Annotated in this window: 22 protein-coding genes; 14 read left to right on the forward strand and 8 right to left on the reverse strand. The window is 72.5% G+C overall.

What is annotated here, in order from left to right:
• The first annotated feature begins 5 nt into the window (after positions 1 to 5).
• The 9 genes from AB0F61_RS00395 (at position 6) to AB0F61_RS00435 (ending at position 13,621) form a co-directional block, all read left to right on the forward strand.
• A complete protein-coding gene (locus AB0F61_RS00395; RefSeq protein WP_357801615.1) occupies positions 6 to 2,156 on the forward strand; it encodes an EAL domain-containing protein in 2,151 nt (716 codons plus the stop codon).
• A gap of 127 nt (positions 2,157 to 2,283) precedes the next feature.
• On the forward strand, positions 2,284 to 2,784 hold the full coding sequence (locus tag AB0F61_RS00400; protein ID WP_357801617.1) for a DUF456 domain-containing protein: 501 nt from the start codon (positions 2,284 to 2,286) through the stop codon (positions 2,782 to 2,784).
• 348 nt (positions 2,785 to 3,132) lie between these two features.
• Positions 3,133 to 4,719 carry an amino acid permease gene (locus tag AB0F61_RS00405; protein WP_357801618.1) on the forward strand — a complete coding sequence of 529 codons (1,587 nt, stop codon included), beginning with the start codon at positions 3,133 to 3,135 and terminating at the stop codon, positions 4,717 to 4,719.
• A gap of 115 nt (positions 4,720 to 4,834) precedes the next feature.
• Positions 4,835 to 6,199, forward strand: a complete 1,365-nt coding sequence (locus AB0F61_RS00410; RefSeq protein WP_357801621.1) for a glutamine synthetase family protein — start codon at positions 4,835 to 4,837, stop codon at positions 6,197 to 6,199.
• 92 nt (positions 6,200 to 6,291) lie between these two features.
• Positions 6,292 to 7,647, forward strand: a complete 1,356-nt coding sequence (locus AB0F61_RS00415) for an aldehyde dehydrogenase family protein (protein ID WP_357801622.1) — start codon at positions 6,292 to 6,294, stop codon at positions 7,645 to 7,647.
• A 5-nt stretch (positions 7,648 to 7,652) separates the two neighbouring features.
• A complete protein-coding gene (locus AB0F61_RS00420; protein ID WP_357801625.1) occupies positions 7,653 to 8,420 on the forward strand; it encodes a 3-oxoacyl-ACP reductase in 768 nt (255 codons plus the stop codon).
• An 11-nt stretch (positions 8,421 to 8,431) separates the two neighbouring features.
• Positions 8,432 to 9,175 (forward strand): gamma-glutamyl-gamma-aminobutyrate hydrolase family protein, encoded by a 744-nt coding sequence (locus AB0F61_RS00425; RefSeq protein ID WP_357801628.1) that lies wholly within the window; start codon positions 8,432 to 8,434, stop codon positions 9,173 to 9,175.
• A 41-nt stretch (positions 9,176 to 9,216) separates the two neighbouring features.
• The gene (locus AB0F61_RS00430) at positions 9,217 to 9,768 is read left to right on the forward strand and encodes a pyridoxamine 5'-phosphate oxidase family protein (RefSeq protein ID WP_357801630.1); all 552 of its coding nucleotides are present in this window, start codon (positions 9,217 to 9,219) and stop codon (positions 9,766 to 9,768) included.
• A 259-nt stretch (positions 9,769 to 10,027) separates the two neighbouring features.
• Entirely contained in the window at positions 10,028 to 13,621 is a 3,594-nt protein-coding gene (locus AB0F61_RS00435) for a SpoIIE family protein phosphatase (RefSeq protein ID WP_357801633.1), read from the forward strand.
• A 31-nt stretch (positions 13,622 to 13,652) separates the two neighbouring features.
• Here the strand turns inward: AB0F61_RS00435 and AB0F61_RS00440 are convergent, their stop codons facing one another.
• Positions 13,653 to 13,967, reverse strand: coding sequence for an STAS domain-containing protein (locus tag AB0F61_RS00440; RefSeq protein WP_357801636.1), 315 nt, complete (start codon positions 13,965 to 13,967; stop codon positions 13,653 to 13,655).
• Positions 13,968 to 14,062: 95 nt separating this feature from the next.
• Between AB0F61_RS00440 and map the strand changes: the two genes are divergently transcribed.
• A complete protein-coding gene (map, locus tag AB0F61_RS00445; protein WP_357801639.1) occupies positions 14,063 to 14,920 on the forward strand; it encodes a type I methionyl aminopeptidase in 858 nt (285 codons plus the stop codon).
• Positions 14,917 to 15,630, forward strand: coding sequence for a VIT1/CCC1 transporter family protein (locus tag AB0F61_RS00450; protein WP_357801640.1), 714 nt, complete (start codon positions 14,917 to 14,919; stop codon positions 15,628 to 15,630). The genes map and AB0F61_RS00450 overlap by 4 nt, the downstream gene beginning before the upstream one ends.
• A 6-nt stretch (positions 15,631 to 15,636) precedes the next feature.
• Here AB0F61_RS00450 and AB0F61_RS00455 read toward each other — a convergent pair whose 3' ends face one another.
• From AB0F61_RS00455 to AB0F61_RS00485, 7 genes are all read right to left on the reverse strand, one after another.
• Positions 15,637 to 16,374, reverse strand: coding sequence for a nucleotidyltransferase domain-containing protein (locus AB0F61_RS00455; protein ID WP_357801642.1), 738 nt, complete (start codon positions 16,372 to 16,374; stop codon positions 15,637 to 15,639).
• Positions 16,375 to 16,493: 119 nt separating this feature from the next.
• Complete coding sequence (locus AB0F61_RS00460; RefSeq protein WP_357801644.1) at positions 16,494 to 16,994, reverse strand: nitroreductase/quinone reductase family protein; 501 nt, start codon at positions 16,992 to 16,994, stop codon at positions 16,494 to 16,496.
• Positions 16,995 to 17,075: 81 nt separating this feature from the next.
• Positions 17,076 to 19,856, reverse strand: coding sequence for an ABC transporter permease (locus AB0F61_RS00465; RefSeq protein WP_357801647.1), 2,781 nt, complete (start codon positions 19,854 to 19,856; stop codon positions 17,076 to 17,078).
• Positions 19,853 to 20,587, reverse strand: coding sequence for an ABC transporter ATP-binding protein (locus tag AB0F61_RS00470; protein WP_355031867.1), 735 nt, complete (start codon positions 20,585 to 20,587; stop codon positions 19,853 to 19,855). Before AB0F61_RS00470 ends, AB0F61_RS00465 begins: the two co-directional genes overlap by 4 nt.
• On the reverse strand, positions 20,584 to 21,186 hold the full coding sequence (locus AB0F61_RS00475; RefSeq protein ID WP_357801650.1) for a PadR family transcriptional regulator: 603 nt from the start codon (positions 21,184 to 21,186) through the stop codon (positions 20,584 to 20,586). The genes AB0F61_RS00470 and AB0F61_RS00475 overlap by 4 nt, the downstream gene beginning before the upstream one ends.
• Positions 21,187 to 21,238: 52 nt before the next feature.
• Positions 21,239 to 21,676 carry a ferritin-like domain-containing protein gene (locus tag AB0F61_RS00480; RefSeq protein ID WP_357801653.1) on the reverse strand — a complete coding sequence of 146 codons (438 nt, stop codon included), beginning with the start codon at positions 21,674 to 21,676 and terminating at the stop codon, positions 21,239 to 21,241.
• Positions 21,673 to 22,185 carry a hypothetical protein gene (locus AB0F61_RS00485; protein WP_357801656.1) on the reverse strand — a complete coding sequence of 171 codons (513 nt, stop codon included), beginning with the start codon at positions 22,183 to 22,185 and terminating at the stop codon, positions 21,673 to 21,675. The genes AB0F61_RS00480 and AB0F61_RS00485 overlap by 4 nt, the downstream gene beginning before the upstream one ends.
• 155 nt (positions 22,186 to 22,340) lie before the next feature.
• Between AB0F61_RS00485 and rimP the strand changes: the two genes are divergently transcribed.
• The 3 genes from rimP to AB0F61_RS00500 are packed head-to-tail and all read left to right on the forward strand — an operon-like array spanning position 22,341 to position 24,419.
• Positions 22,341 to 23,030, forward strand: coding sequence for a ribosome maturation factor RimP (gene rimP / locus AB0F61_RS00490; protein ID WP_357802068.1), 690 nt, complete (start codon positions 22,341 to 22,343; stop codon positions 23,028 to 23,030).
• Positions 23,027 to 24,070, forward strand: a complete 1,044-nt coding sequence (nusA, locus tag AB0F61_RS00495; RefSeq protein ID WP_357801658.1) for a transcription termination factor NusA — start codon at positions 23,027 to 23,029, stop codon at positions 24,068 to 24,070. The genes rimP and nusA overlap by 4 nt, the downstream gene beginning before the upstream one ends.
• A gap of 16 nt (positions 24,071 to 24,086) precedes the next feature.
• The gene (locus AB0F61_RS00500) at positions 24,087 to 24,419 is read left to right on the forward strand and encodes a YlxR family protein (RefSeq protein ID WP_355031873.1); all 333 of its coding nucleotides are present in this window, start codon (positions 24,087 to 24,089) and stop codon (positions 24,417 to 24,419) included.
• The last annotated feature ends 54 nt before the right edge of the window (positions 24,420 to 24,473 follow it).

Here is a 24,473-nt window from a genome sequence, read left to right on the forward strand (position 1 = left end):
TCGACGTGTCCGCCGTCGGGGACCCCGTCGACCGGGCCGACGCCCAGGGGTACGCCGCCGACTGGGCCCGCGCGATCCGCCGCCTCGGTTTCGTGCCGCTGAGCGTGGCGGAGACCGAGCGGCTGCTGCTGGCGCACACGATCCGACTGGCGCAGGCGGTGCGTGCGGAACCGTTCAGTGCCGGCCCGGCCGAGGCGGTCGGGCGGGCGCTCGTCGAGGCGCACTTCACCGCACCGCAGGCCCTGGACTGGACGCTGCGGGCCCTCGGCACGGATTTCCCGGACCGGGTGCTCCCCGCCGTCGACCGGCCGGCGGACCTGGCGGAGCGGGTCGCGGCGATGCAGGGCGGGCTGGCGGCGGGGTTCGCACGCGCGCTGCGCGACCGCACCTTCCGCCAGCAGGAGCAGATCGCCAGGTCTGCCTGGCAGGCACGTGACCAGGTGGAGCAGGCGCTGCGCGACAGCGAGGCACGCTTCCGGGCGGTCTTCACAGGTGCCGCGATCGGCATCGGCATCGCCGGCGTGGACGGCCAGATCATCGACGTCAACCAGGCGTTCGCCGACATGCTCGGCTACTCGATCGAGGAGTTGCGCGGCAGTGCCGTGGCGGCGCTGTTCCACGCCGACGACGCCGCCGGGATGTGGGAGCTCTACCAGGAGCTGATCGACGGCAAGCACGACGTCGCCCGGGTGGAGAAGCGCTACCACCGGAAGGACGGCAGTGTGGTCTGGACGGACCTGGCCGTCTCGCTGATCCGACACGGCGACGGGCGACCCCGGTTCACCGTAGCGATGATCGAGGACATCACCCAGCGGTACGAACTCCAGCAGCGGCTGCGCTTCCAGGCGCTGCACGACCCACTGACCGGGCTGCCCAACCGGACGTTGTTCTTCGAGACGCTGGGCCGGGTCCTCGACGCCGCGGGCGCCGGCCAGCGGGTCGGGGTGTGCTTCCTCGACCTGGACGGTTTCAAGGCGATCAACGACAGTCTCGGCCACGACCTCGGCGACCGGCTGCTGGTGATGATCGGCCGCAGGCTGGCCGCGTGCGTGGCCGACCACGGCCACCTGGTCGCCCGGATGGGTGGCGACGAGTTCGTGATCCTGGTCGACGGCGGGGACGACATCGACGACGCGGTGGCCGTCGCGGAGTCCGCGTTGGCCGCCGTCGCCGCCCCAGTGCACGTCGGTGACCACCAGTTGGCCGTGTCGGCAAGCGTGGGCATCGTGCAGTGCCCGGCGGCGGAGACCAGCCCGTCCGAGCTGATGAAGGCGGCGGACACCACGCTCTACTGGGCGAAGGGGGAGGGCCGGGGCCGCTGGGCGGTCTACGACCCGGAGCGCAGCGCCCGCGACATCGCCCGGTCGGCACTTGTCGCCGGGTTGCCGGCCGCACTTGACCGGGGCGAGTTCGTGCTGCACTACCAGCCGATCGTGTCGCTGCTGGAGGGCACCATGCTCGCGGTGGAGGCGTTGGTCCGGTGGGAGCACCCGGAGTTGGGCCTGATCCTGCCGGACCGGTTCATCGGCCTGGCCGAGGAGACCGGCCTGATCGTCCGGCTCGGCGAGTGGGTGCTGCGGCGGGCCTGTCACGACGCCGAGCGGTGGTGGCGGGAGTTTCCCGACGCCCGGCTGGTGGTGAGCGTCAACCTGGCCGCGCGGCAGGCCGACGACCCGGCCATCGTGGACACGGTGGCGGACGTGCTGCACACCAGCGGACTGCCCGCCGACCTGCTCCAGTTGGAGCTGACCGAGAGCGCCGTGATGGGCAGCGCCGGTGAGCCCCTGCGCAGCCTGCATCGGCTCGCCGCGCTCGGCGTCCGGCTGGCCGTGGACGACTTCGGCACCGGTTACTCCAACCTCGCGTACCTGCGGCGGCTGCCGATCCACTCGCTGAAGCTCGCCGGCCCTTTCGTCGAGGGGATCCGCGCCGACGGCACCGACGTCGTGGCCGACCACCGCGACGAACGGATCGTCGACGCGTTGGTCCGCTTGGCGCACGCCCTGGAGCTGTGGGTCACCGCCGAGGCGGTCGAGACCGGGGTGCAGGCCGAACGGCTGCGGGCGCTGCGGTGCGACACCGGGCAGGGCCGGTACTTCGGCGCCCCGGTCCCGGCCGACGCGATCACCGCGCGACTGCGCGACGGGGCGGCGTGAGCGGGGATCGGGTCGCCGACGGCTCGTGCGGGCGCGCAACCGCACCGCCCGCGGGACGGTGTGCGCGGCGGCCCTTCTGGTCCGGTTGGCTCGGTTCGGTCGGATGGCGGCGAGGGAAGGTGACGGCGTGGACCTGACGGATTCGCAGACGGCGGTGACGGTGGTGGCCGGGCTGGCCATCCTGGCCGGACTGGCCGGCGTGGTGGTGCCCGGTCTGCCGGCGTTGCCGCTGTGCTGGGGCGGCGTGCTGGTCTGGGCGATCTTCGGCGGTGCCGGGACGGGTGGTTGGGCGGTGTTCGCCGCCGCCACGGTCGTCGCGGCGGGCGGCGCCGTGATCAAGTACGCGTGGCCGGGCCGGAACCTGAAGAACACGGGCGTGCCGATGTCCACGCTGCTCGCCGGCGGGGTGCTCGGCGTCATCGGGTTCTTCGTGGTGCCAGTCGTCGGGCTGGTGCTCGGCTTCGTCGCCGGGGTGTGGGCGGCGGAGCGCCTGCGGCTGGGCAGCAACCGGCTCGCCTGGCCGTCCACCGTGCAGGCCATCAAGGCGGTCGGCCTGTCGATGCTCGTGGAGTTCCTGGCCGGTCTGACCGTCGCCGCCCTCTGGGTGACCGGCCTCCTCCTGACCTGACCGTTCCGGCTCCGTGCCCTCTCGGGTGGGCCCGTCGCCGTCGGGGGTCGCCGTGGACCAGGGCCGGCGGGCGTTGGAGTGGGCGCGGGGCACTTTTCGGGTACGGCGATGAGCCGTACGTGAGAGAGAGGCGTGCCCCGCGCCGCGGTCCGGGCGGTCCGAGCGCCCGGGGAGTGGCCCGAGGATCGGGCCTGGTCACGGGGTCAAGGATGCCGGCCGGGGTGGCCCGACGGCAACGCAATTAGCCCTGCGGCGGTGAGATTCCCACCGACGACGTATTGACCGCCTTGATCAGCCGGGACGACACTTTGCGCACTCGCACGCGGAACCACCTCAGGGAGGTGTGCAGTGGCCACGACGCCCGTGCCGACCGCCGAGCAACCGATGGACGACGACGCCCGACGGCTCGCCGAACTCGGCTACAAACAGGAGCTGCGCCGCAAGTGGAGTGGCTTCTCCAACTTCGCCATCTCGTTCTCGATCATCTCGATCCTGGCCGGCTGCTTCACCACCTTCGGCCAGGCGTGGAACAACGGCGGGCCGGTCGCCATCTCCTGGGGTTGGCCGCTGATCTCGCTGTTCATCCTGATCATCGGCTTCTGCATGGCGGAGCTGGTGTCGGCGTACCCGACGGCGGGCGGGATCTACTGGTGGGCGGCCACCATGGGTCGCCCGGTGCACGGCTGGTTCACCGGCTGGCTGAACCTGATCGGTCTGGTGGCGGTCACCGCCTCGGTCGACTACGGCTGCGCGACGTTTCTCAACCTCACCCTGTCGGCGCTCTTCGACGGCTGGGCCGGGACGCTGCGGCAGGCGTTCGTGCTGTTCGTGATCATCCTGATCCTGCACGGCCTGATCAACATCTTCGGGCACCGGATCATCGACGTACTCCAGAACGTCTCGGTCTGGTGGCACGTGGCCGGCGCGGCCGTCGTGGTGGCCATCCTGGTCCTCGTGCCCGACAACCACCAGAGTTTCCAGTTCGTGTTCACCGAGCGGTTCAACAACTCCGGCTTCGGCGACGGGGACATCGGTGGGCTCACGTTCTGGTTCTACGTGCTGCCGCTGGGCTTCCTGCTGACCCAGTACACGATCACCGGCTTCGACGCCTGCGCGCACGTCTCCGAGGAGACCCGGGGCGCGTCCCAGGCCGCCGCGCGGGGGCTCTGGCAGTCGATCTTCTATTCGGCGGTCGGTGGCTGGATCCTGCTGCTGGCGTTCCTCTTCGCGGCCACCGACGTCGAAGCGGTCAACGCGGCGGGCGGGTTCTCCGGCGCCATCTTCGAGTCCGCGCTGACCCCGGTCTTCTTCAAGATCGTCATCATCATCTCCACCATCGGGCAGTTCTTCTGCGGCATGAGCTGCGTGACGTCGATGAGCCGCATGGCGTACGCGTTCAGCCGGGACCGTGCCGTACCCGGATGGCGGCTCTGGTCGCGGGTCGACCGAAACGGCACCCCGGTCAACGCGATCATCGGCGCCACAGTGGCCGGCCTGGTGCTGACCCTGCCGGCGCTCTACGAGAGCTCCGCCGGCATCCCGATCGCCTTCTACGCGGTGGTCTCCGTCGCGGTCCTCGGGCTCTACCTGTCGTTCCTCATCCCGATCGCGCTGCGGCTGCGCCTGGGCGACCGGTTCGTGCCCGGCCCGTGGACGCTCGGGCCGAAATACAAGATCCTCGGCTGGATCGCGGTGGTCGAGATCGCGATCATCGCCGTCTACTTCGTGCTGCCGATCGTGCCCGCCGGGGTGCCCGGCGACGACGACTTCACCTGGTCGGCGGTGAACTACGCGCCGCTCGCCGTCGGCGGGGTGCTGCTGGTGGTCGCCGTCTGGTGGTACGCCTCGGCCCGCAGGTGGTTCACCGGTCCGGTCCGTACCGTCGAGGAACGTGCGCCGGCGGACGAGCGGGCACCGGTCGACGGCCCGGCCTGACCCGCGTCCGGCGGGACGGGCGGCGCGCCCGTCCCGCCGGGTTTGCCACAGTCGCCATCGGGGGCATTGACGGTGATCCGGTTTGCCAGTAGACCTTGGTGATGGAGGCCCGCGCATGACGAAAGCTCCGTTCACGCTTGAACAACTGCGGGTCGCCGTCGCCGACGGTGAGATCGACACGGTGGTGCTGGCTCTGGTCGACATGCAGGGTCGGTTGCAGGGCAAGCGGTTCCACGCGCCCTTCTTCCTCGACCAGGTGGTGACCAACGGCAGCGAGGGCTGCAACTACCTGCTCGCCGTCGACGTCGACATGAACACCGTCGACGGGTACGCGATGTCGAGCTGGGAACGCGGCTACGGCGACTTCGCCATGGTGCCGGACTTCGCCACGCTGCGCCGGATGCCCTGGCAGCCGGGCTCCGCGTTGCTGCTGGCCGACCTGACCTGGCTCGACGGCTCCGGCGACGTGGTCGCCTCACCCCGACAGATCCTGCGCCGGCAACTGGACCGGCTGGCCGAGCACGGGCTGACCGCGTACGCCGGCACCGAGCTGGAGTTCGTGCTGTTCCGCGACTCGTACGAGGATGCCTGGCGGCGCGGCTACCGCGACCTCACCCCGGCCAACCAGTACAACGTGGACTACTCGCTGCTCGGCACCGCCCGGGTGGAGCCGCTGCTGCGCCGGATCCGCACCGAGATGGCCGGCGCCGGGCTCACGCCGGAGAGCGCCAAGGGTGAGTGCAACCTCGGCCAGCACGAGATCGCCTTCCGCTATGACGAGGCCGTCGCCTGCGCCGACCACCACGTCATCTACAAGAACGGCGCCAAGGAGATCGCCGCCCAGGAGGGGATGGCGATCACCTTCATGGCCAAGCCGAACGAGCGGGAGGGCAACTCCTGCCACATCCACTTCTCGTTGCGCGACACCAGCGGGGCCTCGGCGATGCTCGGCGACGGGCCCGCGCACCTGTCCCAGACCGGGCAACGGGTGCTCGCCGGGCTGCTCGCCACCATGCGGGAGTTCAGCCTGCTGTTCGCCCCCAACATCAACTCCTACAAGCGCTACCAACCCGGCTCGTTCGCCCCGACGGCGCTGCGCTGGGGCGTGGACAACCGCACCTGCGCGCTGCGGGTCGTCGGGCACGGGCAGGGCATGCGTGTGGAAAACCGGGTGCCCGGCGCCGACGTCAACCCGTACCTGGCGATCGCCGGGCTGGTCGCCGGCGCGCTGCACGGCATCGACGGGGAGCTGGAACTGGGCGCGGAGTGCACCGGCAACGCGTACGACGACCCGGAGGCCGAGCGCGTCCCGGGGACGCTGCGCGACGCCCTGGCCCTCTGGGAGGAATCCACTGTGGCCCGGGACGCGTTCGGCGCCGAGGTGGTGGCCCACTACGCCAACCAGGCGAGGGTGGAACTGGCGGCCTTCGACGCCGCCGTGACGGACTGGGAGCTGACCCGTGGTTTCGAACGCCTCTGAAGCCCGTACCCCACCGCACCGGCGATCGTGTCGTTGACCGGCGAGTCGGGGCCGACACCGCGCGATCGCGCGGAGGAAGGGTGGGCGGGCACGTGACGGTTCTGCTGGATCCGGCCAACGGGGAGACCGTGCGGGAGGTTCCGGGGGCCTCCGTCGGCGAGGTCGACGCCGCCATCTCGCGGGCCGCCCGCGCCTTTGAGACCTGGCGGGGCGTGGCGCCGGGGGATCGGGCGCGACTCCTGCGGCGGTTCGCCGCCGTCGTCGACGCCCACCTGGAGGAGTTGGCCGCGCTGGAGGTGCGCAACTCCGGTCACACCATCGGCAACGCCCGGTGGGAGGCCGGCAACGTCCGCGACGTCCTGGACTACTACGCCGGGGCGCCCGAGCGGCTGACCGGGCGGCAGATCCCGGTGCCAGGCGGGTTGGACGTCACCTTCCACGAGCCACTCGGCGTGGTCGGCGTGATCGTGCCGTGGAACTTCCCGATGCCGATCGCCGCCTGGGGGTTCGTCCCGGCCCTCGCCGCCGGCAACACAGTGGTGCTCAAGCCCGCCGAGTTGACCCCGCTCACCGCGCTGCGGCTGGCCGAGCTGGCCCACGAGGCGGGCCTGCCCGAGGACGTGTTCACCGTCGTGCCGGGCGCGGGTGCGGTGGTGGGGGAGAGGTTCGTCAGCCACCCGGCGGTCCGCAAGATCTGCTTCACCGGCTCCACCGAGGTCGGTGCCCGGATCATGGCCGGCTGCGCGGCCCAGGTGAAGCGACTCACCCTGGAACTGGGCGGCAAGAGCGCGAACATCGTGTTCGCCGACGCCGACCTGGAACGCGCCGCCGCGACCGCGCCGGGCGCGGTCTTCGACAACGCCGGCCAGGACTGCTGCGCGCGGTCGCGGATCCTGGTCCAGCGCCAGGTGTACGACCGTTTCCTGGCCCTGCTCGAACCGGCGGTACGCGCCGTGCGGGTGGAGGACCCGTCCCGGGAGACCGCCGAGATGGGGCCGCTGATCTCCGCCGCCCAGCGGGACCGGGTCGCCGGCTACCTGCCCGACGCGCAGGTCGCCTTCACCGGCTCCTGCCCCGACGGCCCCGGCTTCTGGCACGCGCCCACCGTGCTGCTGGCCGACTCCCCGGCCGACCGGCACTGGCGGGAGGAGATCTTCGGCCCGGTGGTCTCGGTGCTGCCGTTCGACGACGAGGCCGACGCGGTCCGGCTCGCCAACGACACCGAGTACGGGCTCTCCGGCTCGATCTGGACCCGGGACGTGGGTCGCGCCCTCCGACTGGCCCGTGCCGTCGACTCGGGCAACCTCAGCGTCAACTCGCACTCGTCGGTGCGCTACTGGACCCCGTTCGGTGGGATGAAGCGTTCCGGGCTCGGCCGTGAGCTGGGCCCGGACGCGCTGCACTCGTTCACCGACGTCAAGAACGTGTTCATCGCGACAGAGGAGTGACGCCTGTGCAGGGTCGGTTGCAGGACCGGGTGGCAGTGGTCACCGGAGCGGGCAGCGGCATCGGGTTGGCCACCGTGCGGCGGTTCGCCGCCGAGGGGGCCCGGGTGGTCTGCGTGGACATCGACGCGGCGGCCGGCACGAGGGCCGCCGAGGAGTGCGGCGGCGAGTTCGTGCCCACCGACGTGGCCGACGAGTCGGCGGTCCGCGACCTGTTCGACGGGGTGGCCGACCGGCACGGCCGGGTGGACATCGCGTTCAACAACGCCGGCATCTCCCCGCCCGACGACGACTCCATCCTGGACACCGGCCTCGACGCGTGGGAGCGGGTGCTCCGGGTCAACACCACGAGCGTCTACCTCTGCTGCAAGTACGCGATCCCACACATGCGCCGCCAGGGCAAGGGTTCGATCATCAACACGGCGTCGTTCGTGGCGCTGATGGGCGCGGCGACGTCGCAGATCGCGTACACCGCGAGCAAGGGCGGGGTGCTGGCGATGACCCGGGAGCTGGGCGTGCAGTTCGCCCGCGAGGGCATCCGGGTCAACGCGCTCTGTCCCGGCCCGGTGGCCACCCCGTTGCTGCTGGAGCTGTTCGCGGCCGACCCGGAGCGGGCCGCCCGCCGGCTCGTGCACGTGCCGATGGGACGCTTCGGGCAACCCGAGGAGATCGCCGCCGCGGTGGCGTTCCTGGCCAGCGACGACGCCTCGTTCATGACCGCCGCGCAGTTCGTCGTCGACGGCGGCATCACCGGCGCGTACGTCACGCCGCTGTGAGCGCGCCCGCCGTGCGAGCCTCGCGGTCGCGAGCGGCGCCGGGCCGGCGGAGGCCGCTGATCGGGATCAGCGCGTACGTCGAGCCCGTCGACTGGGCGGCCTGGCGGGGCGTACGGGCCGTGCTGGTGCCGGAGGCGTACGCGCGGGCGGTGACGGCCGCTGGTGGCCGCGCGGTGGTCCTGCCGCCGGACGACGTGGACGCGGACGTGGTGGCCGTCCTCGACGGGCTGCTGCTGGCCGGTGGCGCGGACGTGGGGCCGGGGCGGTACGGCCAGCGGCCCGACCCGCGTACCGAGGATCGGCCGGACCGGGACGCCGGTGAGCTGGTGCTGTTGGCCGCCGCGCTCGCCGCCGAGTTGCCGGTGCTCGGCGTGTGCCGGGGGATGCAGTTGCTTGCCGTCGCCTACGGCGGCACCCTGCACCAGCACCTGCCCGACGTGGTCGGTCACGAGGGGCACCGGCCGGCGCCCGGCGTCTACGGAACCCATCCGGCGCGGTTCGTGCCGGGGAGCCTGGCCGCGTCGGTGCTGGCGGGGGTGGACCGGGTCAACTCGTACCACCACCAGGCGGTCGCCGATCCCGGTCGACTCGCGGTCACCGGGTGGGCGGAGGACGGGGTGATCGAGGCCGTCGAGGACCCGGCGCTGCCGTTCGTGCTCGGCGTGCAGTGGCATCCGGAGAACGACGAGGAGCCTCGGCCGATCACGGCGCTGGTCCGGGCCGCCGCCGAGCACGTGGGCAGCGGTGTGACGTAGGTCGCCCCGACGGGCGGTGGGGCCGATGGGAGGATCGCCGCATGGGCAAGGTCTATCCGGAGATCGACGGTCGGCTACGTGACTTCATCGCGGACCAGCCGGTCTTCTTCGTGGCCACCGCGCCGTCCGGCGCGGATGGGCATGTCAACGTCTCCCCGAAGGGCATGCGGGGCACGTTCGTGATCCTCGGCCCGCACCGGGTGGCCTACCTCGACTATCACGGCAGCGGGGCGGAGACCATCGCCCACCTGCGGGACAACGGCCGGATCACGCTGATGTTCTGCGCCTTCGACGGGCCACCGAAGATCGTCCGGTTGCAGGGCCAGGGCCGCAGCGTCGCGGTGACCGAGGACGGCTTCGCCGACCGGCTCGCCGAGTTTCCCGCGCCGCCGGGCGTGCACGGCGTCCGAGCGGTGATCATCGTCGAGGTGGAACGGATCAGCGACTCCTGCGGCTTCGCGGTGCCATTGATGGACTTCCGCGCCGAACGAGACCTGTTACTCACCTCACACTCCCGTCGTACCGCCGACGATCTGGCGGTCTACCGGGCCACCAGGAACGCGGCGAGCATCGACGGGCTGCCAATCTTCTGACTCGTCAGGGGCGCTGACGACCGCCGTTCGACGCCGGCGCGCGCCCGTACTGTCCAGTCCCCGACGGCTCGGGCGGACGTCAACAGCGCCCAACCGTCGTCTTGCGTTACGTTGCTGGTCCGCTGGGGTACAAGTCGAAGCACGGCGGGTGAAGATCAACGGTCGCGGGGTGCCGGCCGGAGCGGGAGGGTGTATGAGCTCGGCCCAGGGGGGTGCGGACATCGGGCAGTCCGTCGCGCCCGGCCCAGAGGCTCCTCCGATGCTGGCGGCGGCGTTCGCGGCCGGTGGTGAGATGGGTGAGCGGCTGAGTCGCTTCGACTGGTCCACCGGCCCGCTCGGCGAGCCCGGCCGTTGGCCGCTGGCGCTCTCCAACGCGGTCGGCATGATGCTCGCCTCCAGCGCGCAGATCGTGATGTTCTGGGGCGACGAGCAGCTCGCCTTCTACAACGACGCCTACCGACCGACGATCGGCAGCAAACATCCACACGTGCTCGGCCAACCGGCCCGTCACCACTGGGCGGAGACCTGGGCGGTGCTCGGCCCGCTGCTCGACGGCGTGCGGAGCACCGGGCGCTCCTACCGGGGCGACGACCACCCGTTCCTGCTCGACCGGCACGGCTTTGTCGAGCAGACCTACTTCAACGTCTCGTACGACCCGATCCGCGGTGAGGACGGCTCGGTGAGTGGCGTCTACTGCGTCGTCAACGAGACCACCGGCCGGGTGCTCGGCGAGCGCCGGCTGCGGGCACTTGCCGAGCTGGGCGCCGAGTTGACCGAGACGGGCAGCGCGACCGAACTCGGTCGGACCGCCGCCGGGGTGCTCGGCCGGCACCGGGCGGATGTGCCCTTCGCCTTGATCTACCTGGCCGACGGGAGCGGTCGTCTCTCCCTGGCCGGCTCCACCGGCACCGCCCCGGCCGTCGTCGGCAACACCGCCGACCTGCTGGCCCGGATCGCCGCCGGCACCGCGCCCGCGACAGTCGACGTGGCCGATCTGCTCAATCCGCCACCGGTCGACGCCGCCGACCAGGCTCTCGTGCTGCCCCTCAGGGCGACCAACCAGACGGTCGGCGCGCTTGTCGTCGGGGTGGCCCGCCAGCTTCCGCTCAGCGACGACTACCGCAACTTCCTGGAGCTGGTCGCCGCCCAGATCTCCCGTGCGGCCGGCACCCAGCGGGCGTACGAGCAGGAGCGGGCCCGCGCCGCCGAGCTGGCGGCGCTGGATCTGGCGAAGACGAACTTCTTCGCCAACGTCAGCCACGAGTTCCGCACCCCGCTGACCCTGGTGCTCGGGCCGCTGGAGGACATGCTTGCCGACCCGGCCCTGCCGGCGGCCGACACCGACCGACTCACCATGATGCACCGCAACGCGCTGCGCCTGCTCAAACTGGTGAACACCGTGCTCGACTTCTCCCGACTGGAGTCCGGGCGGCTCGCCGCCCGCTACCAGCCCACCGACCTCGCCAGCTACACCGCCCGACTGGCCAGCACCTTCCGTTCGGCGACCGAACGGGCCGGGTTGCGGCTGGTGGTGGACTGCCCACCGTTGCCGGCTCCGGTCTTCCTCGACCGGGACATGTGGGAAAAGATCGTCCTCAATCTGGTGTCGAACGCGGTGAAGTTCACCTTCGACGGTGAGATCCGGGTGCGGGTCCGGGCCGTCGACGGCATGGCCCGCCTGGAGGTGACCGACACCGGCGTCGGCATCCTGCCGGACGAGCTGCCGTACGTCTTCGAGCGGTTCCACCGGGTGCCGGGGGTGCGCGCCCGTACCCACGAGGGCACCGGGATCGGCCTGGCGCTGGTCCGGGAACTTGTCGAGATGCACGGCGGCTCGGTCGGGCTGACCAGTCAGGTCGACGAGGGCAGCACCTTCACGGTGACCGTTCCGTTCGGTTCGGCACACCTGCCCGCGGACCGGGTCGCGGCTTTCGACCCGTTGCCCCCGGGCGAGCTCGAACAGGCCCGGCTCTACGTGGCGGAGACCGCGTTGTGGACCGGCGTCGCGCCGACACCCGGGTTCGACGGCCGGCCGACGGACACCGTTCCGGCCGGCCGGATCCTGGTCGTCGACGACAACGTGGACCTGCGTGAGCACGTCACCAGACTGCTCTCCCCGACCTGGGAGGTGGTCACCGCCAACGACGGGCTGGTTGCCCTGCCGCTGGCCCGTGAGGGCGGCTTCGACCTGGTGCTCAGCGACGTGATGATGCCCCGACTGGACGGATTCGGGCTGGTCAGCGCGTTGCGGGCGGACCCGCGTACCCGTCATGTGCCGATCGTGTTGCTCTCCGCCCGAGCCGGCTCCGCGGAGGCCGTCGCCGGCCTCTCCGCCGGTGCCGACGACTACCTCACCAAACCGTTCTCCAGCCAGGAGCTGATCGCCCGGGTCCGGGCCAACGTCGAGCTGGGCCAGCTCCGTGGTCAGATCATCCGTCGGCTCCGGGCGCTTGCCGACGCGGCGGTGGCCGTGAACACCGCCCGGTCCACCGCCGAGGTGCTCCAGGTCGCCGCCCGGCACGCGCTGAGTCTCGTCGAGGCCGCGCGGGTGGTGGTCACCGCCACCGGGGCGCGGTCCGAGGCGGACAACGGCGACGCCACCACCACCGACCCGTCGTTCGTGACCGAGCTGACCGGCACCGCCGGCGAGCCGCTCGGCGAACTGCGGGTCTGGCGTCCGGCCGGCGACGGCGCGCAGGCCGACGAGGCCGCGTTGACGCAGTTGGCCCGGCTGGTCGGGGTGCGCCTGGAGAACGCCCAGCTCTACGAAGCCGAACACCGCATCGCGACCACCCTGCAGCACAGCCTGCTGCCCCGGTCGCTGCCGCAGTTGCCCGGAGCGGTGGTGGCCAGCCGGTACCTGCCCGGTACCGCCGACGTCGAGGTCGGCGGTGACTGGTACGACGCGATAAACGTCGAGGACGACGACCTGGTGCTTGTCATCGGCGACGTGGTCGGCAAGGGCGTCCAGGCCGCCGCGGCGATGGGTCAGCTCCGCAACGCTTTGCGGGCGTACCTGCTGGAGGGCTACGACCCGGGCGAGTCGTTGACCCGGCTCAACCGGCTGGTCGGATCCACCGACGGCCGCTCCTTCGCCACGGTGGTCTGTCTGCTGTTCAACCCGCGCACCGGCCGGCTGCGGTACGCGAGCGCCGGTCACCCGTCCCCGCTGCTGATCAGGGAGGGTGAGGTGTCGTTCCTGCACGACCGTGCGCTCGGCCCACCGGTCGGCGCGATCCCCGGGGCGACGTACGAGGCGGTCGAGGGCGAGTTGGCGCCGGGCAGCCGGCTGTTGCTCTACACCGACGGGTTGATCGAGGACCGGCAGCTCGGCATCGATGCCGCGCTGGCCCAGTTGTGCCTCGACGCGGCGACCCCGAGTGAGCACGTGGCGGACCTGATCGACGCGGTCGTCGAGCGGGTCGACGGGCGTCCACGCGGCGACGACGTGGCGGTCCTCGCCCTCGAAGCGGCCGAGCTGAACCGTTTCGCGTTGCGGCTGCCGGCGGACCCGACCCGGCTCAGCGTGCTGCGCAAGCGCCTGGAGGACTTCCTCGTGGCGCACGCGGTCGACGAGACGGACCTGTTCGACCTGACGGTGGCGGTCTCCGAAGCCGCGGCCAACGCCATCGAGCATCCGGTCCACCCCGCCGAGGCCGTGATCAGCGTGGAGGTGGCCATCGAGGATCGGACGGTGACGGCCACCGTGCGCGACAGCGGGCAGTGGCGTGAGTCGACCGGCTCCGGGTTCCGGGGGCGTGGCCTGGCGCTGATCAGGGCGTTGGGCGAGCTGTCGGTGCGGCGTACCGACGAGGGCACCGAGGTGACGTTGCGCCGGGAGTTGCGGGGCTGACCGGGCGCCCGGCGGCGGCCGGGTCGTCGTCTCAGGTTGGTCGGAGCCAGCTCTGCTCGCCCAGGCCGGAGATCTCCAGCACCCGGCGGACCTGCCGCGACGCCAGGACGGTGAGTGCGCCCGGAAACTGCTGGGCGAGCCGGACCAGGGCGTGGATGGCGGCCGAGTCGAAGAAGGTGACGGCGCTCAGGTCGAGGGTGATCCGCTCGGCGGGCTCGCGCAGCGCGGTCTGGAGCATGGTGTCGGCGGTGGCCATGTCGACCTCACCGGCCACCACCACGTGGAGGTGGTCACCGTCGATCTCCGCGCTGGCGGAGAAGACGGGTGGTGCTCCCCCTTGATCCACGTGGACACCATGGCACAGCCGATCTGGTGGGGCAACAACCCCCTCGGAGCGCCCGTGGCGCGGGTCACCAGCGACCCCGGCGATAGGCTGGCGGCATGACCGTCCGTCCGCCGCTGACACCAGGCACGCTCTCCCCGATGCGTCAGGTGCCATCCCAGATCGCCCGACCGGAGTACGTGGGCAAGAAGCGCCCCGTCCAGTGGCGCGGCTCGCACGTGCAGACGCCGGAGACCATCGAGAAGATGCGGATCGCCAGCCGGCTCGCCGCCCAGGCGACCCAGCTCGCCGGCGAGCACTGCAAGCCCGGCGTGACCACCGACGAGATCGACCGGGTGGTGCACGAGTTCCTCTGCGACCACGGCGCGTACCCGTCGACGTTGGGCTACAAGGGCTTCCCGAAGTCCTGCTGCACCAGCCTCAACGAGGTCATCTGCCACGGCATCCCCGACTCCACCGTGCTGCAGGACGGCGACATCATCAACGTCGACGTCACCGCGTACATCGGTGGGGTGCACGGCGACACCGACGCCACCTTCTGCGTCGGCGCGGTCAGCGAGGAGGCCCGGCTGCTGGTCGAGCGGACCCACGAGGCGATGATGCGCGGCATCCGCGCGGTCGCCCCGGGCCGGCAGATCAACGTGGTGGGCCGGGTCATCGAGTCGTACGCCAAGCGGTTCGGCTACGGCGTGGTCCGCGACTTCACCGGCCACGGCATCGGCGAGGCCTTCCACAGCGGGCTCTACGTGCCGCACTACGACAGCCCACGGCCCACCGACATCATGGAGCCGGGCATGACGTTCACCATCGAGCCGATGATCACGCTGGGCACCTACCAGTACGACATGTGGGACGACGGGTGGACAGTGGTCACGAAGGACCGGAAGTGGACGGCCCAGTTCGAGCACACGATCGTGGTGACCGAGGACGGCCACGAGATCCTGACCCTGCCGTGACCGACACCCCTGCGGCGTTGCGCGAGGCGCACCACGCGGACGTCTCCGGCGGGTGGCTGCGCCCGGCCGTCTTCGGCGCGATGGACGGTCTGGTCACCAACATCGCCCTGATCGCCGGTGTCGGCGGCGGCGGGGTGTCACCCCGCAGCATCGTGCTGACCGGCTCCGCCGGCCTGGTGGCCGGCGCCATCTCGATGGGGCTCGGCGAATACACGAGTGTCCGTTCCGCCAACGAGCAGGTCGCCGCCGAGGTGGCCAAGGAGCGGCGCGAGCTGGAACGGCACCCCGAGGCGGAGGCCCGGGAGTTGGCCGACGCCTGGGTGGCCCGGGGTCTTCCCCGGGACCTGGCGACCCAGGTCGCCGAAGCGGTGCGGCGCGACCCGGAGGAGGCTCTGCGGGTGCACGTCCGCGAGGAGTTGGGCGTCGACCCCGACGACCAGCCCAGCCCGTGGGCCGCGGCGATCTCGTCGTTCCTGTTCTTCTCGGTGGGCGCGCTGGTGCCGCTACTGAGCTACCTGTTCGGCGCCACCGAGCTGTGGCTGGCACTCGGCGTCGGCGGGCTGGGGCTGTTCGCCGCCGGAGCCGTGGTGGCCCGCTTCACCCAACGCCCATGGTGGACCAGCGGGCTGCGTCAACTGCTGCTGGGTGCCGCGGCCGCCGGCGCCACGTACCTGGTCGGCACGCTGATCGGTGTGCCGGGCGGGCTGTGACGCCCGTCAACCGCTGAGCAGGTCGTCGACTGTGCCGTCGACCGCCCGACCACGGGCGGCCAGCTCCTCGGCCTGGCGACCGAGCACCACACCCACCTCGGTCATGTCCGCGCCGGCCAACCCGGTACGTCGTACCGCGTCGCCGGGATCCCGGTAGTAGGTGCGGCTCAGCAGGCCCGTCACCGTGGCCGCCACCAGCCGGGCCTCGCCGAGCATCAGCAGGGCCTGGTCGGTCTCGTACCACTCCGCGAGCCGGGCGGCCCGAGCGTGCGCCGCGCTGCCCCGATACCAGGCCTGCCGTGCCGCGGTGCTGAATTCGCCCGGCCGGGCCCGCGCCAGTCGGCCGAGATGCTCGTCGCGCAGCGTCCGCAACCAGCCGGTCGGATCGTGCAACGGCTGGGTGGTGACGTACCGGTCGGCGGTCAGCGGCCAGAGCGGAGAGATCACCCGGGCCTGCGTCAGGTAGTCCTCGGCGGCGGCCACGGTCAGGTCGACGAGCACTCCGTCCACGCGCCGGGTCGCCGGTCGCGGACCGGCACCGGGCCGGTAGGTGACCACCAGCAGGCCCGCCTCGTGGTCCCCGCCGCCGTCGTCGTCACCGTGCGCCAGCGGCCCGTGCACCGCCACCGCGAGCACATCGGCCGGGAAGCGTCGGCGGACCGCCTCGGCGACCCGCTCCGCGACCGCCCACCGTCGATCGTCGAGGCCCCGGCCGACCTCGGCCTGCTCGCCGCCTGCGTTCACCCGGCCGCCACGGTGCGCGACCGCCAGGCTCGCGGGGCCGCCGCTGTCCGCGCGTCTCGCGACACCGGCTCACTGCTCGCGTCCACGGGACCCGCCTTCGTTCGCGACTGAGCGTCAGCCTAGCCAGCCGACGGGGGACCGGCCGGCACGCCGCGCCCGGTCGGCACGAGCCGGAAGATGTGGATCTCCCGGCCGCCGGCCCGTCGCACGTAGGTGCGGTACGCGGGCCACTCGGTGACCAACAACTCCCACAGCCGGTCCCGTTCGGCGCCGGACGCCCGCTCGGCCCGCACCGGCACCCGGCGGCCCTTCACCTGTACCTCCGCGGCGGGATCGGCGAGCAGGTTCATCGCCCAGCCGGGATGGTGGGTCTGCCCCCAGTTGGAGCCGATCACCACGAAGGCGTCGCCGTCGGGCACGTAGAGCAGCGGATTGCTGCGTGGCTTGCCCGAGCGGCGGCCGGTCGTCGTGATCACCAGGGACGGGATCAGCCCGAGCGCGACCACGCGCCCCCGGGTGAGTCGACCGACCATCCGGTCGGCGGGGACCAGCAGACGTGCGGCGGCGCCGAACCAGCGATGGTGACCGACTCGACGGGTGAGGGTTCCGAGCACTGACACGCGGATCAGTGTGCCGGCTGCCCGGCCCCGCCGGCACCCCCCGTACGCGCCCGGCTCGCCGACCGGGCGGTCACGTCACAGTCAGTCCAGCCGCCGTTCGATCGGCAGCCGGGCGCGGGTGAACAGGCCCGCCCCGAGCATCGCCACGATCGGCACCAGGACCAGGACCCCGAGCGCGGGCCACGGCACCAGATACGGATACCGGTCGGGTACCGGCCAGTCGTTGGCGTACTGCCGGTTCGCCGAGAACAGCACGATCGCGGCGGTGCCCAGCCCGGCCACGATGCCGAGCACCGAGCCCAGACCGGCGATCACCCCCGCCTGGCAGATTGCCAGCATCCGGCGTACCGCCGGTGCCGCGCCGACGGCCGCGAGGGTGGTCAGTTCGGCGCGTCCCTCGGCGGCGGCGAGCGCGGTGGCGATCCCCGCGGCACCCATCGTGATCACTCCGGCCGCTGCCGCGAGCAGCAGCAGCAGCGGTGAGATGTCCTGCGGACCGCCGCCGTACTCCACCGACAACGAGAACGTGCCGAAGGGCCGCAGCGCGGTGGCGAACCGTTCCCGCTGATGTCGGTCCGGCGGGGTGGAGGTGCCGATCACCCAACCGTTCGGTGACCAGGTCAGGCCGAGGTGCCGGGCCGCGGACGCGGAGAGCAGTAGCTGGGGTTGGCTGACCACGTTCTCCAACGCGTACCCGGGGAAGTCGGCTGCGGCGCGCGGCCGGTCGGTCCCGGGATCCACCTGGTTCACGCGCACGGTCACCAGGCCGTCGTGCAGGTAGCGCGGGTCGGTCACCACCACGCCCCCGGCGCGCAGCACGGCGGTGGCGGCGGCGGTCGTCGCCGGGTCCGCGCCGGTGAGCAGCGGCAGTGCGGTCCCGTCATCCACTCCGGTCTGCACGTAGCCGTCGGCCGAGGTCATCGCGCTGTTCCGGCAGCGCGGGTCGGCCCGAGCCTGCCGGCGCTGCGCGTCGGAGAGGTCGTCCCCGGGCTGCCAGGGGCAGACCTGCGCGGGCGGGAGCGTCGGGGCGACGTCGCAGTAACCCGTACCGTCCCCGCAACTCACCGTGTTGATCGGGGCGACCTCGCCGGGGCCAAGCTGTTCCCGGGCCGCGGCGGCGATCTGCTCCAGGGTGGGCTGCCGAGCCGACTCGCCCGCGTAGACAAGCACGTGGCCGGTCGGCAGCATCGGCCGGTAGGCGCGCGAGTACCGGGCGTCGTCGCTGGCCAGGAATCCGCCGAGCGCCACACTGCTGGCGACCGCTGCCATCACGGCGCAGATGGCGGGCGCGGCGGACGCGCGGTTGCGGCTGGCGTCGCGCAACGCGATTCGCGGTGCCAACGGCAACACGCGGCCGAGCCGGGCGAGCGCGCCGATCAGGGTGGGCGTGCAGCACACCAGGCCCAACTCGCCGAGGATCAGGCCGGTGAGGATCACCGGGGGGGAGGTGCGGGCGGCCCCGACCGCCGCCAACCCGGCTCCGCCGCCCACCAGCGCCAACCCGACGGCCAACCACCGGGTCCGGGACACCGGTGGGGTGCGCCGCCCGGCGAGGCCGGCGCTGACGTCCTGCCGCGCGGCGGTCCAGGCCGGTGCCAGCGCGGCGAGCACCCCGGCCAGCACCGCGACCCCACCGAGCAGCACCAGCGCGAGCGGCCAGCACCGGTACCCACCGAAGCGGGCGTTGAAGACGTACTGCTCCACAAGCGGACGACCGGCGAACGCCGCGCCGACGCCGACCAGCAGGCCGGTGGCGGCGCCCAGCACACCAAGCACCACGCCGTCCGCCAGCACGACCCGACGAAGCTGGGCGGCATCCCCGCCGGCCACCGCGACGAGCGCCAGATCCCGCCGTCGGCGACGGACGCCGACCGCGAAGGCCGGTCCGACAAGCAGCACGACCTCCAGCAGCCCGAGACCGGCGATCAGTACGCCGGTGCTCAGGTCGTTGGTGCCGCTCGGGTCGACGGAACCCAGCCACCTGCGCTTCCGTTCGCCGGCCGGGTCGGCCGGTGAGCGGGTGGCGACCACCACCCCCTGCTCGTTGAGCCGGGACACCTGTGCGGCATCGATGGTGCCCGGCACGTCCGCCAGCCAGTCGCTCTCCGGCTCGGGGTTGGCCCGCGGCGCCGCACCCGGATGCAGCGCCACCACCGCGTCGAGGTTGTCGGGAAACTCGACCACCCCCACCACGGTGTACGCCCTGCTCCCGTCGGCGAGGGCCACGGCGCGACCAAGGCGCAGGTCCAGGCGGCGCAGCGCCGCCGGGCTCACCGCGACCTCGCCGGGCTGCTCGGGCGCCCGGCCCGCCCGGAATCGCACAAGCCCACGGGCCAACGGGTCGCCGAGGTCCAGCACCCGCCCTTCCACGTCCTCGTCACGGTGTGGGCCCCGCAGGGTCAGCGGGATGCCGGTGCGCACCTCGGTGACCCGGCTGCCCGGCCCGAGCAGTGCCCTCACCTGGGCGGAGGTGACTCGGGTGCTGGGTGGTTGTTCGCCGTCCAGCGGGTACCCGCTGGCACCCCACTCGTGCTGTCGTACCGGGGTGTCGGCGATCCAGCGCAGTTCCGCGTCGGCCACGCCGAGCCGGCGGTCCACCTGTTCCTGCGGAGTCAGCGCGGCCATGTCGTAGCTGGCGGCCAGGAAGGCCAGCGCGGCCACCGGCAGGGCGATCATCGCGAGCACCAGGGCGGTCCGGCGTCGGGCCCGGCGGGACTCCCGCCGGGCGATCCGCAACGCCGTGCGCCAGGAGCCGGTCAGCTCGGCGAGGCGCCGCCGACCGGCCCGGACCGGTGGCGCGACCGTTCGTGTCGCGGGGGTGTCGAACCGGGCCGACGCCGGCCTGGTGCGGCGAACGGTCACCGATCGCTTCCGGACAGCAGTTGCTCGACGCTGCCCAGCGGTGCCGTCGTGTCGACGAGTACGCCGTCGCGCAGGAACACCACCCGGTCGGCCCAGCCGGCATGTCGGGCCTCGTGGGTGACGAGCACTCCGGCGGCCCCCGCGTCGATCCGGCGGCGCAGGAGGTGCAGCACCGCCTCGCCGGTCTGCGAGTCCAGGGCCCCGGTGGGTTCGTCGGCGAGCACCAGTCGGCGTTCGCCCACAAGAGCGCGGGCGATGGCCACCCGCTGCTGCTGCCCGCCGGAGAGCTGGTCGGGGAAGCGGTCACCCAGCGCGGGTAGACCCACCTCGGTGAGCGCGGCCATGGCCAGCGTCCGGGCCCGGCGTCCGCTGGCGCCGTCGAGTTCCAGGGGAAGTGCCACGTTCTCCAGCGCGCTCAGGCTGCCGAGCAGGTTGAGTTGCTGGAAGATGTAGCCGATCCGGCGGCGGCGTAGCTGGGCCAGCCCGCGACGGTCCAGCGCCCCCAGCGGTTGCCCCTCCACCCGGACCTCCCCGCCGGTCGGGCGGTCCAGCCCGCCGGCGAGGGCCAGCAACGTCGACTTGCCGGAGCCGGACGGGCCCATCACGGCGACCAGCTCGCCGGGCCGGACGACCAGGCTGACCCCGCGCAACGCGTGCACCGCCGCCGGTCCGGCGCCGTGAGTGCGGTGGACGGCGCGTAGTTCCAGCACCGCGTCGTCCGATCCGCTCACCGTCGCGCCTCCTCGCCGGCCCACCGCGCCGCGTCCCGCGCGTCGGCGTCACCCGGTGGGGGCGGGGGAGGTGCCGGGCCGCTGGGCTGGTGGCGCACCAGACTGGTCTCGCAGTGGTCCAGCCAGCGGACCTCGGCCTCGGCCTGAAACACCATCGAGTCCAGCACGAGGCGCCAGGGGAGGTCCTCCGGCCGGTTGCTGCCGTACTTCAACCGGGTCAGCTCCTGCAGAGCCCGCATCGTCGCGCTGCGCTGGGCCTGCACCACCGAGCGGACGTCCACCCCGGGGGTGGTCAGCGCCAGCGCCAGCTTGATCGCCAACTCGTCACGGGGTCGGTCGTTGCGGCTGACCGGGGTGGCGAACCAGAGCGCCAGATCCGCCCGGCCGGCGTCGGTGATCTCGTACGGGCGCTGCCCGGCCTCGCTCTCCGGCAGCGGGCGCACCAGACCGTCGCGTTCCAGCCGGGACAGCGTGGTGTACACCTGCCCGATGTTCAGCGGCCAGGTCGAGCCGGTCGACTCCTCGAACGCGGCGCGTAGCTGGTAGCCGTACATCTGGCCGCGTTCGAGCAGGGCGAGCAACCCGTGACGGATGGACATGGCAACGGAGTATGCATACCTGGTATGCGTACCGCAACCGGGGTGGAACGGTTCAGGTCGGCCGACCGGGAAACGGGACAGTCAGCGGGGTCACGCCGGCCGTCTTCCGCCACCGGGTGGCCCGCACCGCGTACTCGACGAGGGCGGCCAACGCCTGGTCCCGGTCGGCGCCGGTGGTGGACGCCAGAGCCGCCCGCCAGTGCGCGGCAGTGCGCTCCTCCACCTCGGCGGCGAGCCGCAGGGCGCTGACCCGGTCGGTGACCGGGAACGGCAGCGCGTAGCCGGCACGGTCCGGCGGCACGGCGCCACCGGTGGCGCTCAGTTGCACCACAAGCGCGTCGCGCCGGCTGCGGTGCGCGGCCTCGGCCTGGTGTGCGGCCTCCCGCGCCGCCCCGGTGAGTCGGACGCCGATCCGCCCGTAGGCGTAGATGGCCGCGTACTCGGCGGACAGGGCGGCGGCGAGCGCCTCCTCGGCGGACGGCTGCCTCACTTCAGGGCCTCCTGGTGGGTGGCTCGGGCGGCGGCGATCGACCCGAGCAGCGCTGCCCGCTCCGCGCTGGCCGCGGCGCAGGCGGCGGTGGCGGACTGCTGGGCGGCCTTCTCCAGGGCGCGCAGGGGGGCCAGCGTGTTCACCGGGTCGATCGCCGGAGCGGCGACCGCGGTGGGCAGGGCGACGCCGATCACCCGCGCCAGCTCGGTGGCGTGCGCGGTGTGCGCCTCGGCGATCGGGCCGAGCCGGTCGGCCAGCTCGGGACGCGCGGCCACCTGGGCCTGGTACGCGGCGGCGAGCCCGAGTGCCTCGTCCACCATCGGCCGCAGCGGGTCCGGTGGTGGCGCTGGCTGATCGTCACGGTCGAAAAGATCACAGCCGGTCAGCGGCGCCGCGGCACCGCCGAGTGCCAGCAGCGCCCCGGCCCGCAGGAGCTTTCGCCGGGAATGTCTGGATGCCTGGTAGCGCTGTGTCGTTCTGCCGGTCCCCACCCGGCAAGTCAACACCATCCCCGTCGGTCCGGGGGCCACCGACGTCGGTGCGCCGCCCGGTCCACCGACGGGCAGGCGCGTTACGCTCTGCGCAGCCACCGGCGCGTCCGCTCCGGTGGTGCGCCGGCATGTCGGGACGACCGATCACCGTCGACCAGGGAGAGGGTGCGGAGATGACGCAGCGTGGCCGTGCCACCAGGTCGACTGGGCGACCCCGCGATGCCGCGGGTCCCCGCGGTGGTGATCTCGCAGCGCGACGCACGCGGTTGCGGGCCGTGATCGAGCCCGTGGTCAACGACGCCGGCTACGACCTGGAGGACCTGTCGGTCTCCCGGGCCGGTCGCCGGCACGTGGTGCGGGTGATGGTGGACCGCGACGGCGGGATCGACCTGGACGCCGTCGCGGACGTCTCCCGCGCGGTCTCGGCCGCGCTGGACGCCGCCGAGGAGACCGGTGGCGACATCGTCGCCGGCGAGTACCAGCTCGAGGTCAGCTCGCCGGGCGTCGACCGGCCACTCACCCTGCCCCGCCACTGGCGGCGCAACGTGGGCCGGCTGGTCAAGGTCACCGCCCGGGGCGCGGCCGCGTTGCCCGGTCAGCGTGGCGAGCAGCCCACCGGTGACCGCCAGTTGACCGGCCGGATCATCGCGGCCGACGACGAGGGCGTGCACCTGGAGACCGAGGACGGCCGTGGCTCCTGGGCGTACGCCCAGCTCGGCCCCGGCCGGGTGCAGGTCGAGTTCACCCGGCTCGCCGAACTCGGCGAGCCGGACGAGGAGTTCGACGACGCTGACGACTCAGACGAGATCGACGATTCAGACGACATCGACGACGAAGATGATGTGGAGGACGAGGAGAGGTGAACATCGACCTCGCGGCGCTGCGCGCACTCGAGCGCGAGCGGGAGATCCCGTTCGACACGATTCTCGCGGCGATCGAGACCGCGTTGCTGACCGCCTACCGGCACACCGACGGCGCCGAGCCGCACGCCCGGGTGGAGATCGACCGTAGGTCGGGCGCCGCCCTGGTGTACGCGCAGGAGATGGACGCCGACGGCAGCCTGGTGCGGGAGTGGGACGACACCCCGCACGACTTCGGCCGGATCGCCGCCATGACCGCCAAGCAGGTGATCCTCCAGCGCCTGCGGGAGGCCACCGACGAGGTGCACTTCGGTGAGTACGTGGGCCGCGAGGGTGACCTGGTCACCGGCGTGGTGCAGGCGCACGAGACGCGTACCGAGAAGGGCATCGTCAGCGTCGACCTCGGCAAGCTGGAGGGCGTGCTGCCGCAGTCCGAGCAGGTGCCCGGCGAGCGGTACGCGCACGGCGAGCGGGTGCGCTGCGTGGTGGTGCACGTCGCCAAGGGCATGCGCGGGCCGCAGATCACCCTGTCCCGGTCGCACCCGGCGCTTGTCAAGAAGCTGTTCGCGCTTGAGGTGCCGGAGATCGCCGACGGCACTGTGGAGATCGGCGCGATCGCCCGTGAGGCAGGTCACCGCACGAAGATCGCCGTACGCTCCACCACCCCCGGGGTGAACGCCAAGGGCGCCTGCATCGGCCCGATGGGTCAGCGGGTGCGGGCCGTGATGAGCGAGCTGCACGGTGAGAAGATCGACATCATCGACTGGTCGGACGACCCGGCCACCTTCGTCGGTAACGCGCTGTCGCCGGCCAAGGCGCTGCGGGTCGAGGTGGTCGACCTGGCCGGTCGAGCCGCCCGGGTGACCGTTCCCGACTTCCAGCTCTCCCTCGCGATCGGTCGGGAGGGGCAGAATGCCCGACTCGCGGCGCGATTGACCGGTTGGCGGATCGACATTCGGTCCGATGCGGAGCAGACCGCCCCGGCCGCGCGTGCGGGAGCTGATCACGTGCGGGAGCCGGGCAGCGCGATCTCGGGCAGCTAGGGGTAGACTTCTTCCAGTGGTACGACGCGCAACGCCGGAACGCACCTGTGTGGGTTGCCGGCAACGTGCGCCGGCCAGCGAATTGCTGCGGATTGTCGCGGTCCGGGACGAGGCTGGTTTCAGTCTCCGGCCTGATCCGCGCCGCAGGCTGCCGGGTCGGGGAGCGAACATGCACCCGGATCCGGCCTGCTTCGCGCTGGCGGTGCGCCGCCGCGCCTTCGGGCGTGCGCTGCGCATCACCGAGGTCCTTGACCACGGTGTGCTGGCGGAGCACGTCGATGCGCCAACCACTACGTCCGGTCAGCCCGACCGGGCGAGGGTCGCTAGCAGGGTAGGACGACCGACATGAGCACACGATGAAGTCCCTGAAATGACCAGGCTTCAAGTGCACGAGTGAGGTCGC

Origin of the sequence: Micromonospora sp. NPDC023888, assembly GCF_040639415.1 — a bacterium.
Lineage (GTDB): Bacteria > Actinomycetota > Actinomycetes > Mycobacteriales > Micromonosporaceae > Micromonospora.